Source organism: Haloferax sp. YSSS75, assembly GCF_046764215.1.
Classification (GTDB): Archaea; Halobacteriota; Halobacteria; order Halobacteriales; family Haloferacaceae; genus Haloferax.
Genome location: NZ_CP177206.1, coordinates 2,295,055 through 2,310,843, shown reverse-complemented (window position 1 = coordinate 2,310,843; position 15,789 = coordinate 2,295,055). Strand labels below are relative to the sequence as shown.

Below are 15,789 nucleotides of genomic sequence, written 5' to 3'. Positions count from 1 at the left end.
TCACGCGACGCGCCGCGGGAGTTCGTCGAACGATTCGACCCGATACTCACCGAGGACGCACCGGCCACGGTGTTCCGGGCCGTGACGTTCGACGTGGATGCCGTCGAGGCCAGCGTTCCACGCCGCCCCGATGTCGCTCTCACCGTCGCCAGCGAGGACGCCAGAGGTGCCGCCGTCGGTCATGAGTTTCCCGCCGAGTCCCAGCTTCGAGATGGCACGTTCGACCGGTCGGGAGTCGGGTTTCCACCCCGTCTCTTCGGTACAGCAGACGACGGTATCGAACCAGTCGCGCACGTCGAGGTGGTCCAACACGGGGTCCGTCAGGAACTGCTGGCAGTGGGTCACGATACCGACCGGTCGGCCGGCGTCGTGAATCTCCTCGACGAGGCGCACGGCGTCGTCGTGAAGATACGTCGCTTCCGCCCGCTTCAGTGGGTCTTCTTCTGCGTGGAAGGCGGGCCAGAACTCGGCGGGGTCGATACCCAGTTCACGGAGTGCTGGGTCGCGTGCACCACCGAGTCCGTGCCAGAGCACCTCCGCTTCGCTGTCGGTGAACCGGTAACCTAACCGCTCTCCGACCCGGTCGAACACGTCGCGGGTGTAGGACCACTCGGCGTCGACGAGCGTCCCATCGAGGTCGAACAGCCAGAAATCGTAGTCATCAGCGACCATTCGGACAGATATGTAGGTCAGGTTCGAATAAATGTCTTCTGCCGTGGCGGGTTAGCCACTCTCACCACCGTCCGAGTCGACGTGGATTGCGCTGCCGAAGTATTTGTGAAGCGTCTCTCGGACCGACGACGCGTTGAACGCGTCGAGGTTCTCGGCTATCTCGTCGCGGAGTTCGTCGAGGGCCGCCTCGTCGGTTCGGAGTTCTGCGAACTCACAGGAGACGACGGGAACGTCGAGCCACGACTCCGCGAGTCGGCACGCGTACACCGGGTCGTTCACTTCACCGTGCCACAGCGCGTCACGAAACAGCATCCACCCCGCGTCGCCGGGTGACGGCGGCGTGACGCGAACTGTCGTCTCGAACTCCTGTGGGTCCACACTGGCCCCCGCCACCGCTTCGAGACGGAAGCGCACGTTGAAGACGTACGTGAGGGGCATCCCTACAGTTCGGCGTCGAACAGGTCGGCGAGGCGGAGGTCACGTTCCGTGATACCGCCCTCCTCGTGACTCGTGAGTCGGACTTCGACTTTCTTGTACCGGATGGTTATCTCGGGGTGGTGGAACTCTTCTTCGGCGACTTCGCCGACGCTCGCGGCGAACGCGACGCCGTCGAGGTAGTCGTCGAACTCGTAGACGCGGACGATTTCGTCGCCCTCGCGGTGCCACTCGTCGCTCAATTCGGCGTCGACGTCGTCGTTGGGGAGTACCTCGGCCATACCAAACATGTCGGGTGGAAAACCGATAAGGATTCGCCCGGGTCACGGTGGCGCGAGGAGGGCGAACGCCGGCCCCGTGAGCGTCAGACGCCCGCCGGGTTCGTCCGTTTCGGGGACGCCACCGACCCGCCACTCACGGGTGCGGACGACCCGACCGGTCACTGCGACGCAGTCACCTCGTTCGAGGACGCTACGCCCTCGCTGTCGGCGGAACTCGTCGCCCACGACGACGTCACCGTCCGGTGGCACACGCACCGAAATCCGTCCGGTGTCGTCGTCGAGGACGAACGGACGGGTGGCCCGTCCACGCACTGCATGCCCTCGCTGGTCGCCACGGCGCCACGTCTCGACTGCAGGCCCCTCGCCCGCGACGTCGGCGACGCATCCGACGAGCGTCGCTCTGACGACGCCCGTGAGGTCGGTGACTCGTCGCCGCGGCGTCGACGTCACGAGGTGCCGGACCCGGCGTGCGCTGCGTCGGGCGACGAACGTTCGGCCGAGTCGTCCGGCCTGTCGGCGGACGAACGCCGTCGGCGACTGCGTGGGTGACTCCATCGAACGCGAGTGGTCCCGTGTTCGTATATAAATCTCCGCCGTCGCCGAACCTGACGAGACGCGCCAGAGTCACCGACTGCGGCGCTCGCGCTCTCCGTCGTGAAAACAACCGAAACAACCGACTTCGTCCGGGTCAGTCGTTAGACAACTGCTCGATGACGCGGCGTGGAACCGCGTCCTCGGAGGTACCGCCGTCCAACTCGGGACGACTCGCGTCGGAGTCGTCGTCCGTCGCGGAGACTGACTTCAGTTCGTCTGGCATGGAGTAGTCGTCGAACCCGGGGTCGAACAACTGCATCGCCGTCTGGATGGTCGTCCAGTCGTCGTCGCCGGCGGCGTCGCGCAGACTCTTCGTCGGCGCGGAGAGCAGTTGTCCGATGAGTGCGTCCGCGAGTGACTCGACTGTCTCACGCTGTTCGTCGGTCAGGTCACCCTGGGCCTCTAACTTCGAGAGCGCCGTCGAAACCTCGCGCCGCTTGACGTGTTCTGCCGCCTCGTACATCGAGGAAATTGCCTCGTCTGCTCGCTTGCGTTTGTAGGCGGCGAGGAGTCGGTCGAACTCTTCGTCGATCATCGCTTCGACTTGCTCAGCCGCCGCTTCGCGCTGTGCGGCCGTCTGGTCGGTAACCGTCTCCAAGTCGTCGATATCGTGGACGCAGACGCCGGCTATCTCGGCGGCGTCGGGGTCGATATCTCGCGGTTGGGCGATGTCGATGAGCATCGTCTCTCCGGCGGCTTCGAGGTGGGCCGTGTCGACGACGTAGGTCGGACTGCTCGTCGCGGAGATGACGATGTCCGCGTTCGCGAGCAACTCGTGGATGGCGTCGAGGCCGGTTGCGTCGTCGATACCGGGAACCTCGCGGGCGAGATGCGTCGCGTGAGCGACGGTCCGGTTCGCGACGACCAGTTCCGCCACGTCGACGGACGCGAGTGCTTTCGCGGAGAGCGTCCCCATCTCGCCGGCACCGACGACGAGGGCGCGTGCCTCTTCGATGGGGTGGCCGAGTTTCGAACGAGCGAGTCGCACGGCGGCACTGCCGAGCGAGACGGCACCTTCGTTGATGGCCGTCTCGTCGCGGGCACGTTCGCCGACGTGGATGGCCTTCATCAACGCGTCTTCGAGCATGGGGCCGATGCTTCCGGCGTTGTGGGCCGCTTCCACTGCGGCCTTCAGTTGGCCGAGAATCTGGTCTTCGCCGAGGACGAGCGATTCGAGACCCGCCGCCACGCGCATCAGGTGGCGAAGGCTCTCTTCGTGGTCCATGTGGCGGATGCTCCCGTCTCTGACGTCGGGCGCGAAGTCCTCTAGTGCGCGCCGTCCGTCGGCGGCATCGTCGGTGACGACGTAGGCCTCTGCCCGGTTACACGTCTGTACGGAGAACGCTTCTGTGACACCGTCGCGCGTGAGAAGTCGGTCGACGACGGTCTCGACATCGTCGCTCGAAGCGGACTCTATCTCTTGGACGCTCGCCCGGTCGTGGGCGACGCTTACACCAGAGATGACTCCCGCGTTTCTCATGAATCACCCTGTGTTGTGTTCGTAATCACGCGCGCTGCCTCTCGTCGGGGGTTTGCATCGGCACTACGTAAAGCCTTCCAAACTGTCGGGTCTCGGACCACGGCGCGAATCGCCGCACGACGTTCGGCCGGTGTGCGAGTCGATTCCTTGAGTTCGGCGCGGAGTTCGGCAGTCAGGTCCGCCATCGCTCCCGCCCCGTCGATGTCACGCTCGATTCGCTCTCGGAGATATTTCGAGAGAGCGGGACTCGACCCACCAGTCGTGATTGCGACAGACACAGCTCCGTCGTCGACGGTGGCGGGGACGACAACGCTCCCCGCGTCTCGGTCACCACTCTCGTCCGCCCGGTTGACCATGGCCCCTCGGGACCGTGCGGCGGTGGCGGCGGCGTCGTTCACGTCGGTGTCGTTCGTCGCCACGACGACGAGCACCGGGTCGAATCGGTCCACCCAGTCGGCGACGTCGTCGGGGGCGGGGGCGGCACGGACCAGTTCGGCGTCGCCGAAGTCCCGGTCTGCGAACTCGGGGCTGACGACGACGGTCCGTGTCTCGCGGGCGAATCGCCGGGCCTTCCGCGCACCGACGGGCCCACCTCCGAACACGAGGACCGTCTCACCGGACAGGTCGTGGACTAGCGGAATCATCTCACTCCGTGTGTGCGTCTGCTCGTTCGTCCAGTCTGATACCCGTCTTCTTCAGGATGCGCGTCGAGAACAGGGTGTCCCAGTCGTCGTCGGCCACCTCCCAGTAGTCGCTCATGACCTCGCGGACGCGTTCGATGCGGGCGTCGCTCTCTTCTTTCGACCGTCCGTGGGTCATCGCGAAGAAGTTGTACGGCCAGACGCCCTCGTGTCGTGGACGGCGATAACAGTGGGTGACGAAGTCGAGGGCGGCGATTTCCGGCCCCACCTCCATGACGACGTCGTCGGGGACGTTCCAGACGGTCATGCCGTTTTCCGAGTACCCGAGTGCGTAGTGGTTCGGGATGACGCCGACGCGACGGACCTTCCCTTCGAGTTCGAATCGCTTGATAGTCTCGACGACCCACGCGGGGTCCTGCCCGAGTGCGTCTGCGACGTCGGCGTAGGGCGTCTCGGTAATCGGGAGGCCGCCCTGAATCTCCAGTATCAGGTCGCGTTCGTCGGGGGTGAGCATCCGTTCGTCCGACGGGTCCACGTCGGGGCCGAGATGCGACAGGTCGAGGTCACCCTCGGCGATGGGACCGTCGAGGAGGAACTTCGCGCCGACGTGGAACTCGTGGTGCTTGGGCATGTTGTACGTCGGTTGGCCCGTCTCGGCTTCGATTTCTGCGAGCACCTCGTCCACCCGCGACTCCGTGGCGACGGAGACGACGAACCACATGTTGAGATGTGGATGTTCACGCTCGTAGTTGTGCGCGACTTCGCGGTGTGCGTTCACCTGTTCGGCCACCTCGTCGAAGCGCTCCGGCGGCGCGTGCATGGCGACGAGCGTCGCCGTCCCGCCGATTTCTTCGGCGTTGACGAGGGCGCCGAACCGAGAGAGCGTTCCCTCGTCGTCGAGGAGTCGAACTCGTTCACAGAGGGCCGACGCCGTCACGTCCACGCCGCGGTCCCGGAGTGCGGCGGCAGCGGGTTCGAACGGACGTTCGACGACGGGAAACCCTCCCTGAAAGGCGTTGACGATGGCGCGGTCGAGACGAGAGAGGTCCGCGTCCGCCTGTATCATGGGCGTGAGTCAGGATGCAAAGGGAATAAACGACTCGCTTATTCTCGCCCCGGAGACTCGGTCGTGTCGGCCATCGAGGGCGTGGCGTCGAGACGAGTCGTCATCGTTCGCACCTCGGAGAGAAAGAGGGAGGCGGTCAGGGGACGGGCGTGACGCGCTCGACGCGGTCGAGCGATTCGAGGGCCGCGACGATGGCGTCGTGGTCGGCGGTCGCCTCGTAGTAGAACACGAGGTCGAACGTGCCGTCGCGGACGAGTTGCTGGCACTCCCAGACGAACTCGTCGTCGTCGGTCGAGAGTCCCTGGAACTGGTTCGACGAGAAGTCGGTGTCGTCGTTGCCGGCGTAAATCCACGTGTCGCCCTTCCCCGCGTGGTCGGCGATGATGTCGTTGATGGTGACCGTCATCTCCTGCATCTCGAGGTCTTCACGGCTCCCGAGGTCCGTGTGAACGATTGCGCCGACCAGTTCGATGTCGCCCGGTTCGAGCAGGGCGAGCGTTCGGTGGTAGAGGTCGTCGTCGATGGTCTCGCTCATGTGAGACCCTTCTCGGGGAAGTACAAACGGATGGCGATTCACTCGTGACGTTCGAATCGCGGGGACGACTCGGTGACTCGGCGATGCAAACCCACAAGACACATAGGCCGCCCACGCCACCCATAACACATGTTCGGTTGGGTCCGCCGCGGGTTCAGACGCGCCTACGAGCGTGTGCTCCGCCGGGAGATTGGCGACGGACCGACACACGTCGCAATCATCCAAGACGGGAATCGCCGCTACGCGAGAAAGCGCGGCGACGACGCACCGGAGGGCCATCGCGCCGGTGCAGAGACGACCGAGAACGTCCTCGAGTGGTGTGAGGAAATCGGCATCGAGGAGTTGACGCTTTATGCCTTCTCGACCGAGAACTTCGACCGGCCGCCCGAAGAGCGAGAACATCTCTTCGACCTCTTCGAGAACAAGTTGTACGAGTCTGTTCGCTCCGAACGTATCCACGAGCGAGAGGTGGCGGTGCGAGTCATCGGAGAGGTAGACCGACTCCCAGAGCGGGTCCAGGAGGCCGTCGAGTACGCCGAGTCACAGACTGCCGACTACGACAAGTTCACGCTCAACATCGCGATGGCGTACGGCGGCCGAGCGGAACTGCTCAACGCCGCCCGCGACGTCTGTCATGATGTCGAGTCGGGTGCCATCACACCCGACGACGTAGACGTCGAGACGGTCGATGCACACCTCTCGCGGCAACCCGTTCGCGACGTGGACCTCATCATCCGCACCGGTGGCGACGAACGAATCTCGAACTTCCTGCCGTGGCACGCCAACGGCAACGAGGCGGCCGTCTACTTCTGTGCCCCTTACTGGCCGGAGTTCTCGAAAACCGACTTCCTCCGCGGCATCCGTACCTACGAGTCGCGAGAGAAGTCGTGGCAACGGACACGAACCGAACGCGCCGTCGCCCTCGTCCGCGCCGTCGCCGAAGTCGAGTTCGAAGACGCTCGCGCCGTCGCTGGACGACTCCGAGAGCAACTCTCTTCGTCGGGTGCCGACGAGGTGTCCGCAGAGTTAGCCAAGCGGAGCGACGAATCGGCGGACTGAGACCGGGAGCGCGGTTCTGTGGCGCTATTTTGACCCCTGTGCAGCGCCGGCGTCGGTGACGCGCCCGAAGAACAGAATCGCGTCCGTCGGCCGGTCACGAATCGCGAACAGGAACGGCCGGTCGAATCGGAGTTCGCCCCACGACGGCGGCAGTGATTCGAGCATGACGACGGCAGTCGATGCGGCCGCTTCGGTGCCGTCTTCGTCGACGGAGACGAACGACTTGTGGAACACCTCGTCGATGAAGAGGCCGCCCGCTCCACCTTCGACCATCCCACCGAAGTCGGCACCACCGCCGAACGCGACGGGCATCCCGAGGTCCGAGAGCGCCTTCGACAACTGCACTTCAGTCTCGAACTCGAACCGGGGGAAGACGAGCGACCCCGTCGCGTCGCTCATCTCCTCGAAGATACCGAACAGTCGCTCCGGGGTGAGGTTCTGTTCGAACTCCTCGAAGGTGCCTTCGTCGGGGAGGAGCAGCACCATCGACACGTCCTCACCGATGTACGGGAGTTCGACGGCCTGCGCACCCGGAACCGACGCATAGCCGACTCGGTCCATCTCTTGGTGCATGAGCGGCACCGTCGATTCGCTCCCGTCGAGCGCGGTGAAGGTGCCGTCTTCGGTGTTCTCGGAGTCGAACTTGTGCAACCAACTCGCCATGAAGTAGATGGCGTTGGTGAGGACGAGCACCGTCTGGGGGGTGATGGACCCCGCCGGAAGCAGGTCCTCGATTCGGTCTTCAGTCTGGTCGGCGACCCAGTCGTTGATTCGCTCGCGTTCGCCTTCCGGGTTGCCAGCGAAGTCTGCCTCTCGGAGGCCCGCACCGTAGTTCTCTTCCAGCAGTGCGAGGTAGTCCTCGGAGAACGGGTAGCCCTCTGCACCCCAGAGGGCGTTCGCCACGGCCAACTGGAAGGCGTCGACTTCACTGTCGTCGATGGGGTCGGTAGCGGTTGCCCGACTGTCCAGTTCGGTTTGGAGGTCAGCGAACGCCGGGTGAATATCCTCGCCGAGCGTGTATTGGAGCGTCTCTTCCATCTGCTGGCGTGTCTCGCCACGGGAACCGGCGTAGGTCATCGCCAGTGCGACGGAGATACTGTACGGCGAGAGAAACAGATTGCCACCCTGTTCGCTCGCCAGATGTGAGTGCAAATCGAGGGCGAACGCGGCGTTCCCCGATGCGAGTGCGGCGAGTCGCTCGTCGTCGACGCTCGGCCCGCCAGTCGGCGGTTCTTCGGTCGGTGTGTCTGTCGGCGTCTCGGTTGTCGTCGTGGAGGGCGGTGCTGTCGTGTCCGTCTCGGTTGGGGACCCACCGTCGCCCGTGCACCCTGCCACGGTTGCGGCGGCGAGTGCACCCGAGAGTGCGAGCAGTTCGCGACGGTTCATGTCGGATGGTTCACACAGCGAGGAATAGGTCTTCTGTAGACCCACACGGTCATTTGAGTCATCCCCGTCGCCGCCGGTGAAGATGGTGGGAAGATACTGAACCGCTGTCACGAATACGAATAAATGCGTACTCTGCGTACACGTGGGCATGAACGCCCTGCTAAAATTCGTCGGAAGCGCCCTCGTCGCGTCCGTCCTCGCCGCCGTCCTCTCACTCTTCGTCTTTCAGATGCCCGTGAGTTCGGCCATCCAGACGGCGCTGCTTGCGGCCGTGGTCGCATTCGTCATCGTCTACCTGAATACGCGTCAGTCGGACTCACCGACAGAGGCGAGATAGCGGACGGGCGACCCACCTGCAAACTACTTCGCCAACTGTACTGTCGCGTCATTCGGCCTATCGGCCGAACTTCTGTCGCTCCCGAGACACTCGCGACAACGTTTGGGCTATCGCCCAAACCGCCGCTGTCTGTCCTGATAGTCACGCAACGCCCGCAGGTAGTCGCGCTTCCGGAAGTCACGCCAGTTCACGTCTGTAAAGTAGAGTTCGGCGTAGACCGACTGCCAAATCATGAAGTCCGAGAGTCGCTCTGCACCCGTCTTGACGACGAAGTCCGGTTCGTCGGGGAACACCAGTCGCTCTTCGATGTCGGTGCCGTCAATGTCGTCTGGGTCCAGTTCGCCCGCCTCGACTTCTTCTGCGAGCGACCGAACGACGGCGGCGAACTCGCGTTTTCCACCGAGGCCGATGTTCACCTGTACGGGGGCGTCGGCAGGTTCGGTGTCGCCCGGTTCGCGCACCGCGATGTGATACGGTGTGTCGAGGCTCCGGAGTTCACGGGAGAGCGTCGGGACGACTGCCTCGTCGAGGACGCTCACCGAGATGGTGACGCGCTCGCTCCCGTACTCGAACGCCCACTGGATGAAGTCTTCGAGCGTGGCGTACGCTCCCTGTTCTAACAGGTCACGCTCGGTGATGACGAGCGCGACGTGTTCGGGGGCGTTCGCATCGTCGAGACGGAACCGGAGGGCGAGGTAGTAGTCGTACAATCCCACAGGATTTGGTAGTTCTCCGCGGGCCCCTAACGCTTCGGGTTTGGTATCGATGGGGGGACGGTTCGGCGCGCTCGAGGCGTGTATTTCCCCTCATTCTGGGGGACCCCGCCGGTCACCGATGTCGGGAGGGTTAAGTGCGAGTCGGGGATACCGAACGGTGTGACTTCCACGCTCCGGCGAGCGGGTGGGTTCGCAGTCGTCGGGACGCTGGCCCTCGCGGCCCCGAGTCTCGGGACGGCAGCGTTCGCACCGTTCGCCGCAGTCGCGCTCCTCGCGGCGTTCGTCATCGAGGACGGCCCGCTGTTCGAGCTATTCGCGCGACCCGGTGACCGGGAGGACGGCCGCCTCAACGGGTTGGCCGGGTTCTCTCTCGCGGCAACCGGGTTGGCGCTGTTAGCGACGGTGCCCCGGGCACGGATGCCCCTCACCGTCTTCGTTGCCTCCGTGTTGATACTCGCCTACGGCAACCTCGGAGCGCGACTGGTGGATACGCAGTACGACGACGAGTTCCTGCAGGCCGCTGGATTCGTCAGCGTCGGCGTCCTCGCCGGCACGGTTGGACAGGCGGCCGTCGTGATGCTGACAGACGAGTCGGTGGCGTTCGCGCCGTTCATCTCTCACGCCGTCTTCATCGCCGCACTCGGCGCACTCGTGGCCGCACTCCTTCGGTCTGCACTCTACGAACGTGACGACCCGGTGGTCATGCTCACCGTCGGCATCGCCCTGTGGGGCGTCGATGGACTGGTCGGCACCGTCAGCGTCGCACAGACTGCCGTCGCCATCGCGATGACCGTCGCACTCGGCTATGCGGCCTACGCCCTCGGCACCGCCTCTGTCGCCGGCATGATTACCGGTGTGCTCCTCTTGCTCGTCGCCGTCGGATTCGGCGGGTTCGGATGGGCCATCCTCCTCGCGTCGTTCTTCGGTATCGGCGCACTGGCGACCAAGTTCCGATACGAACGAAAGGCCGAACGGGGCGTCGCCGAGGACAACGAAGGCGCTCGCGGCACCGGTAACGTCCTCGGAAACTCGGCCGTCTCGCTGCTCGCCGTCGTCGGGTTCGCCACCATGGAGACTATCGGCCAACCGCTCGGCAGCGACCTGTTCGTTCTCGCGTTCGCCGGGTCGGTTGCGGCAGCGATGAGCGACACACTCTCCAGTGAAATCGGCGGGTTGTTCGACAAACCGCGTCTCATCACGTCGCTCAAGCCGGTTCCGGCGGGGACCGACGGGGCGGTCACGTGGCAAGGAGAACTTGCCGGCGTCGCCGGGGCGGCGCTGGTCGCAGGCAGCGCGTACGTGTTGCTTCCGCTCCCCGACGTGGCCGCCGCGATTGCGATTCTCGTCGGCGGCGTCATCGGGATGACCGTCGATAGTCTGCTGGGAGCGACTGTCGAAGGTGTCACCCTCGGCAATCAGGCTGTCAACTTCCTCATGACGCTCGGCGGCGCACTGGGTGCCGTCGTCGTCTGGCTTCCACTGTGACCATTCGTCCGGCACGCCCGGCGGACGTCTCCGCCGTCTCGTCGCTGCAACGATTCGTCTCTCACCCGTCTCCCGACTTACTCGACGCGTGGCCCGCAGTCGGGGCACTCTTCGTCTCCGTCGACGCCGACGACAACCCGGTCGGTTACGTCCTCGGCGTCGGTGACCACCTCGCAGAACTCGCGGTCAGACCCGACGCCCGTCGCGAGGGGCGGGCCACCGCGCTCGTCGACGCGTACCACGAACATCACCCCGAGTCGCCACTCACGCTGTTGGTCCATCCGGACAACGAAGGTGCCCGCGCTTGTTACGACGAACTCGGCTTCCGCGAGGACGAACGTCTCGACGGTGCGTTCGACGGCGACGACGCACTCCGACTAGTCCTCGACGCCGAGATGGTGGCGACTGACGAGGAGTGAGATGGCGCGGCAACGACTGCTGAGGAATGAGACGAGACGAGCGACGAGAAGGCGGAGCGCTGTTTACGTCAGCAGTTGGTCTGCGGTCCTGACGCGGACGCTAACCGGTTTCTTCACGTATTCGCCCGCCGACCGAGCGACGACGTCACCGACACCGCGTTGGGCCGCGATGTCGATGAGTTTCTGACTCGCTTCGCCGTCGACCACGACGAGTCGTGGAGCAGGGCTGGTCTGTTCGAGCGTGTCGTATATCTTCTCGACGGCAACCTCGTCGAGCAAGCCGAGGTCCGAGTCGAGTAAGCGTGCGAGTCCGCTCTCGTCTGCGATGGTCTCGCGGACGTGGTCCGAGAGCGACCGGGTCTGTTGGACCTGTTCGACCGCTTCGGTGACTGCGTCGACGCTCGACTCCCCGAAGACGTCGGGGTCGGTCTCCGCTTCGACCGTCTTTTCGACCGTGACGGTACTGCCGTTGTCGGAACTCGTCTCGCTGACCGCATCGGTGGGTGTCTCTGCGGGTGGAGTCGACGACGCGTCAGTCGTCGGCGACTCCGGACGAGGGTCCGACGCAACACCGCCTCTCTCACTGGCGGCGGCGACGGCAGACTGGAAGTCGCCGTCGTCCGGCAGTGACGAGAAGGGAACTTTGTTCCGAAGCGCGCGGATAATCGCACCGCGGCCGAGGTCCTCGACGGACTGGTCTTCGGGTGCGAAGGCGACGTAGTCGACGTCCCCGACCTGCGAGAGTTCGCGGAGGATGAGTTCGCCGCCGCGGTCACCGTCTAAGAACGCCGTGACGGTGCGCTCTTGGGTGAGCGACGCCACGTCGTCGGGGACGTTCGTCCCCTCGACGGCGATGGCGTTCTTGATGCCGTAGCGGAGGAGCGTCAGTACGTCGGCGCGACCCTCGACGACGATGATGGCGTCGGAGTCTGCCACGCGCGGGCCCGCCGGGAGGCCGTGATACTCGGTGATGTCTTCGACGCGAACGCTCTCTTTGACCTCTTCGAGAATCTCCGTCGAGGTCATCACGGTGTCGTCGAACGAATCCGTGAGCAGTTCCTTGGCGCGTTCGACGACCATCCGGCGTTTGGCCTCGCGCACGTCTTCGATGTTCGTGATTTCGATGACCGCCTGACACGGGCCGACGCGGGTGAGCGTCTCCAGTGAGGCGGCGAGAATGGCCGTCTCGACTTTGTCGAGACTACTCGCGATGGTCATCTGACCGAACGAGTGGCCGTTTTCGGAATCTATCTGTACGTCTATCCGACCGACTTTCGATGATTGTTGGAGGTCACGGAGGTCGAGGTCGTCGCCGAGGAGGCCCTCGGTCTGGCCGAAGATGGCTCCGACGACGTCGCTCCGTTCGACAACCCCGTCGGCGGAGATGGAAGCGTGGATGAGATATTTTGCAGTGTCGTCCATTGGTGAAATCCTCCCGAGGGAGGTGATGATGTGGTGATAGTGATGCTGTCATGGGTGGAACCCACGAACGTGTTTATATAAGTCGCGCCCGAGGGAAATATCTATCGTGGCCGACGAATCGAGCGCGTTCGGTGACGACGCCTCGTTTCGGTTCCGGTTCGGTTCTCCGCTAGTTTTCTGAGCGTCGCGTGGCGACGTACTCTCCAGAAGCGCGGCAGAATTCGTCGGGGTCGTCGGGGAAGTCGTGTTCGACGACGACCCACTCGACGAACCCGTCGCGCGCCGCGTCGAGACAGGCGTCGATAGCCAACTCGCCGTCGCCGAGTCCGACGGGACGGCCACCGCGTTCGGCGTCGGCATCGAGCACCACGTCTTTCAGGTGGACGATAGGCGTCCGGTCGGCGTACCGGTCGAGATACTCGGTCGGGTCGTATCCGGCGGCCAGTAGCCACGCCAGGTCGAGTTCGAATCCGACGCCAGACTCGTCTGCGAGTCGGTCGAGCGCTGGTTCACCGTCGACCATCTGGAGTTCGTGGTCGTGGTTGTGGTAGAGGAGTCTAACGCCCCTGTCGTCACACCGGGCCGTCAGGTCGTCGAGTCGGTGTGCAGTCTCGTCGACCGTGTCGGCGTCGGCGAACGCTTCTGGGGGAAGGTAGGGGACGACGAGTGTCTCCACGCCGAGTGACCCGTATCGTTCACAGACTGCGTCGAGGTCGGATTCGAGTGTCTCGATGTCTACGTGTGCCGAGGGTGCAGCGAGACCGGTGTTCGAGAGGGCCATCCGCGTGCGTTCGTCGTCGTCGACGCCCGCGAACTCCACCCCGTCGAATCCGGCGTCTGCGGCGCGTTCGACCAGCGTCCCCGTCGATTCGTCGAGCGTCCGAAGCGAGTAGAGTTGAATACCGAAGTCCATACCTGTCACCTCGGTGTCGAGGGTGGAAACCCTTCCGGGGGCGGCGAATTCACGCGGTGTCCCGGTTGGGTACCGCCCCACGTTCGATTGAGCGACTATTGTTCCGTGTCGTATGAGTGGTCACAGAAGTTCGCAGGCCACTATTGAAGAAATATATTCTTCAATTAGATGCAACGTAGGTCAATAGAGTAAGATTTACGTTCTAATGTTAACTATCGTCTCCAAGAGATGACGAGAACGCGTATCGACTACGGCTGGATTTTGGTGTTCGCAGTCCTCGTAACGTTCGCAGTCCCGTGGTTCCTCTGGGGCGATAGCCGTGTATTCGCCGGCCTGCCGCTGTGGCTCTGGTGGCACATCGGATGGATGCTACTGACCGCTGTCGTGTTCCACCTGTTCACCCGACGAGCGTGGGACCGCGGTATCGTAGAGGGGGTCCACTGATGGTCTCCGCACTCGGGATTCAACTCGGTGTCGTCGGCCTGTATCTGGTCGTCGCACTCGCTGTCGGCCTCCTCGCCTACCGTCTCACGAGTAGAGAGGCCGAAGACTACTACCTCGCCGGGCGCTCTATCGGAACCGTCGTCCTGCTGTTTACGACGTTCGCGACGCTCCTGTCCGCGTTTACCTTCTTCGGTGGCCCTGACCTCGCGTACCGCGCCGGCCCCGAGTGGATTCTCGTGATGGGCGTCATGGACGGCGTCCTCTTCGCTATCCTCTGGTACGTCGTCGGCTACAAGCAGTGGCTGGTCGGGAAGGCCCACGGCTACGTGACGCTCGGCGAGATGCTCGGTGACCGCTTCGGATCGAAGCGCCTCCGCGCCCTCGTCGCGGGCGTCAGTCTCTTTTGGCTCTTCCCGTATGTGATGCTCCAACAGATGGGTGCCGGCGAGGCTATCGTCGGCCTGACCAACGGTATCGTTCCCTACTGGGCCGGTGCCGCCGGCATCACGGTGTTCATGATTGCCTACGTCGTCATCGCGGGCCTCCGCGGCGTCGCGTGGACCGACACGCTGCAGGGCCTCTTCATGCTCGGCGTCGTCTGGCTTGCAGTCGGATGGGTCGCCACCGCCGCAGGCGGACCAAGTGCGCTCTCGAACGCGCTGGCGACCAACAAACCGGAGTTCCTCGCCCTCGGTGGCGGCCTCTACTCGCCACAGTTCATCATCTCTACCGCCGTCACCATCGCGTTCGGTGTGGCGATGTTCCCCCAGATCAACCAGCGGTTCTTCGTCGCGAAGTCGGGTGAAGTCCTCAAACGGTCGTTCGCCCTCTGGCCCGTGCTGGTCGTCCTGCTTTTCGTCCCCGCGTTCATCCTCGGGACGTGGGCGGCAGGCCTCGGCATCACCGTCCCCGAAGGGGCGAACGTCCTGCCGGTGCTCCTCAACGAGTACACTCCCGTCTGGTTCGCTGCACTCGTCGTCGCCGGCGCGATGGCCGCGATGATGTCGTCGTCCGACTCGATGCTCCTCTCCGGGTCGTCGTACTTCACCCGTGACCTCTACCGGCCGTTCGTGGACGCCTCGCTCTCGGAGTCCCGAGAGGCGTGGATTGCCCGCATCGGCGTCGCCCTCTTCGCGACGCTGACGTTCGTCGCCAGTCTGTTCCGGCCCGGGACGCTCATCGAAGTCGGCGACACGGCTTTCGGTGGGTTCGCACAGATGGCACTGCCCGTCATCATCGCGCTCTACTGGGCCAAGACCACGCGCTCTGGTATGTTCGCCGGCATCGTCGGCGGGCAGGTGTTCTACCTCGCCCACGTCTTCCTCCCGTCGTTCGAAATCGGTGGTCTCACCGTCCTCGGAGCGACGTATCTCACGTGGGACTTCGCTCTGTGGGGGATGGCACTGTCGGCCATCCTGACGCTCGGCGTCTCCGCCCTGACCGTCGCGGCACCCGGAGAGAACCAGAGTCGGTTCTCCGAGGGATTGCGCGCCGACTGAGAGCGGTCATCCGAACCCCCGACCCTCACCTCTGACCGAGGGGAGACTTATTCCGTTGTGTCCCGATAGTCGAGACATGCCTGAAGAAGTTCTGTTCAAATCCGAAGGACGACAGAGTCGAGCGGAAATCGCCTCGTACCTCCGAGCAATTGCCGACAAACTCGACGCGGGCGAACCGATTACGCTGAAAGCCGGGTCGCAGTCGGTGACGATGGACCCGCCGGCGTCACCGACGTTCGAAGTGAAGGCCGAACGCGAAGGTCCGACCGGTCAACCCGGTGAACTGAGCGTCGAGTTCGAACTGGAGTGGGACGAAGACGGTGGCGACGGTGAGGCCGGCGGCGACTTACAAATCGAATAACACGGCGTCGCCCCCGGACGCACATTCAGATATCTTTTTGACAC

General features: G+C 64.2%; 19 protein-coding genes. 7 read left to right on the top strand and 12 right to left on the bottom strand.

The genetic code is table 11. The features are described from left to right. From ACK3R5_RS12225 to ACK3R5_RS12190, 8 genes are all read right to left on the bottom strand, one after another. Window positions 1–672 (bottom strand): HAD family hydrolase, encoded by a 672-nt coding sequence (locus tag ACK3R5_RS12225; protein WP_411967138.1) that lies wholly within the window; start codon window positions 670–672, stop codon window positions 1–3. A 51-nt stretch (window positions 673–723) separates the two neighbouring features. Continuing rightward, the gene (lwrS, locus tag ACK3R5_RS12220) at window positions 724–1,110 is read right to left on the bottom strand and encodes an LWR-salt protein (protein ID WP_411967137.1); all 387 of its coding nucleotides are present in this window, start codon (window positions 1,108–1,110) and stop codon (window positions 724–726) included. 2 nt (window positions 1,111–1,112) lie between these two features. Further along, window positions 1,113–1,388: a 4a-hydroxytetrahydrobiopterin dehydratase gene (locus ACK3R5_RS12215; protein WP_411964326.1), complete on the bottom strand. Its 276-nt coding sequence runs from the start codon at window positions 1,386–1,388 to the stop codon at window positions 1,113–1,115. Window positions 1,389–1,430: 42 nt separating this feature from the next. Next, window positions 1,431–1,943, bottom strand: a complete 513-nt coding sequence (locus ACK3R5_RS12210; RefSeq protein WP_411967136.1) for an OB-fold nucleic acid binding domain-containing protein — start codon at window positions 1,941–1,943, stop codon at window positions 1,431–1,433. Between the two features lie 133 nt (window positions 1,944–2,076). Continuing rightward, window positions 2,077–3,462 (bottom strand): glutamyl-tRNA reductase, encoded by a 1,386-nt coding sequence (gene hemA / locus ACK3R5_RS12205; RefSeq protein WP_411967135.1) that lies wholly within the window; start codon window positions 3,460–3,462, stop codon window positions 2,077–2,079. Continuing rightward, complete coding sequence (locus tag ACK3R5_RS12200; RefSeq protein ID WP_411967134.1) at window positions 3,459–4,106, bottom strand: bifunctional precorrin-2 dehydrogenase/sirohydrochlorin ferrochelatase; 648 nt, start codon at window positions 4,104–4,106, stop codon at window positions 3,459–3,461. Before ACK3R5_RS12200 ends, hemA begins: the two co-directional genes overlap by 4 nt. Before the next feature lies 1 nt (window position 4,107). Continuing rightward, the gene (locus tag ACK3R5_RS12195; protein ID WP_411967133.1) at window positions 4,108–5,169 is read right to left on the bottom strand and encodes an Lrp/AsnC family transcriptional regulator; all 1,062 of its coding nucleotides are present in this window, start codon (window positions 5,167–5,169) and stop codon (window positions 4,108–4,110) included. 136 nt (window positions 5,170–5,305) lie between these two features. Then, window positions 5,306–5,704 (bottom strand): DUF5778 family protein, encoded by a 399-nt coding sequence (locus tag ACK3R5_RS12190; RefSeq protein ID WP_411964321.1) that lies wholly within the window; start codon window positions 5,702–5,704, stop codon window positions 5,306–5,308. A 129-nt stretch (window positions 5,705–5,833) separates the two neighbouring features. Between ACK3R5_RS12190 and uppS the strand changes: the two genes are divergently transcribed. Next, window positions 5,834–6,763: a polyprenyl diphosphate synthase gene (gene uppS, locus ACK3R5_RS12185; protein ID WP_411964320.1), complete on the top strand. Its 930-nt coding sequence runs from the start codon at window positions 5,834–5,836 to the stop codon at window positions 6,761–6,763. Window positions 6,764–6,787: 24 nt separating this feature from the next. On the opposite strand, the gene ACK3R5_RS12180 is transcribed toward uppS, so the two are convergent. After that, complete coding sequence (locus ACK3R5_RS12180; protein ID WP_411967132.1) at window positions 6,788–8,149, bottom strand: serpin family protein; 1,362 nt, start codon at window positions 8,147–8,149, stop codon at window positions 6,788–6,790. A gap of 148 nt (window positions 8,150–8,297) precedes the next feature. Between ACK3R5_RS12180 and ACK3R5_RS12175 the strand changes: the two genes are divergently transcribed. Beyond that, window positions 8,298–8,486, top strand: a complete 189-nt coding sequence (locus ACK3R5_RS12175) for a hypothetical protein (RefSeq protein ID WP_411967131.1) — start codon at window positions 8,298–8,300, stop codon at window positions 8,484–8,486. Window positions 8,487–8,593: 107 nt separating this feature from the next. Here the strand turns inward: ACK3R5_RS12175 and ACK3R5_RS12170 are convergent, their stop codons facing one another. Beyond that, on the bottom strand, window positions 8,594–9,202 hold the full coding sequence (locus tag ACK3R5_RS12170) for an undecaprenyl diphosphate synthase family protein (protein ID WP_411964317.1): 609 nt from the start codon (window positions 9,200–9,202) through the stop codon (window positions 8,594–8,596). Window positions 9,203–9,361: 159 nt separating this feature from the next. Here ACK3R5_RS12170 and ACK3R5_RS12165 point away from each other — a divergent pair, with 159 nt between their 5' ends. Next, on the top strand, window positions 9,362–10,687 hold the full coding sequence (locus tag ACK3R5_RS12165; protein ID WP_411967130.1) for a DUF92 domain-containing protein: 1,326 nt from the start codon (window positions 9,362–9,364) through the stop codon (window positions 10,685–10,687). After that, the gene (locus ACK3R5_RS12160; protein WP_411967129.1) at window positions 10,684–11,106 is read left to right on the top strand and encodes a GNAT family N-acetyltransferase; all 423 of its coding nucleotides are present in this window, start codon (window positions 10,684–10,686) and stop codon (window positions 11,104–11,106) included. Before ACK3R5_RS12165 ends, ACK3R5_RS12160 begins: the two co-directional genes overlap by 4 nt. 63 nt (window positions 11,107–11,169) lie before the next feature. On the opposite strand, the gene dnaG is transcribed toward ACK3R5_RS12160, so the two are convergent. Both dnaG and ACK3R5_RS12150 read right to left on the bottom strand, forming a co-directional pair. Further along, window positions 11,170–12,528, bottom strand: a complete 1,359-nt coding sequence (gene dnaG / locus ACK3R5_RS12155) for a DNA primase DnaG (RefSeq protein ID WP_411964314.1) — start codon at window positions 12,526–12,528, stop codon at window positions 11,170–11,172. A 169-nt stretch (window positions 12,529–12,697) separates the two neighbouring features. Beyond that, window positions 12,698–13,441 (bottom strand): sugar phosphate isomerase/epimerase family protein, encoded by a 744-nt coding sequence (locus ACK3R5_RS12150; protein WP_411967128.1) that lies wholly within the window; start codon window positions 13,439–13,441, stop codon window positions 12,698–12,700. A 228-nt stretch (window positions 13,442–13,669) separates the two neighbouring features. On the opposite strand from ACK3R5_RS12150, the gene ACK3R5_RS12145 reads away from it, so the two are divergent. The 3 genes from ACK3R5_RS12145 to ACK3R5_RS12135 all read left to right on the top strand — a co-directional run bounded on the left by ACK3R5_RS12145 (window position 13,670) and on the right by ACK3R5_RS12135 (window position 15,745). After that, entirely contained in the window at window positions 13,670–13,885 is a 216-nt protein-coding gene (locus tag ACK3R5_RS12145) for a DUF3311 domain-containing protein (protein ID WP_411967127.1), read from the top strand. Next, window positions 13,885–15,384, top strand: coding sequence for a sodium:solute symporter family protein (locus ACK3R5_RS12140; RefSeq protein ID WP_411964311.1), 1,500 nt, complete (start codon window positions 13,885–13,887; stop codon window positions 15,382–15,384). The genes ACK3R5_RS12145 and ACK3R5_RS12140 overlap by 1 nt, the downstream gene beginning before the upstream one ends. 76 nt (window positions 15,385–15,460) lie before the next feature. Further along, on the top strand, window positions 15,461–15,745 hold the full coding sequence (locus tag ACK3R5_RS12135; RefSeq protein ID WP_411964310.1) for an amphi-Trp domain-containing protein: 285 nt from the start codon (window positions 15,461–15,463) through the stop codon (window positions 15,743–15,745). The last annotated feature ends 44 nt before the right edge of the window (window positions 15,746–15,789 follow it).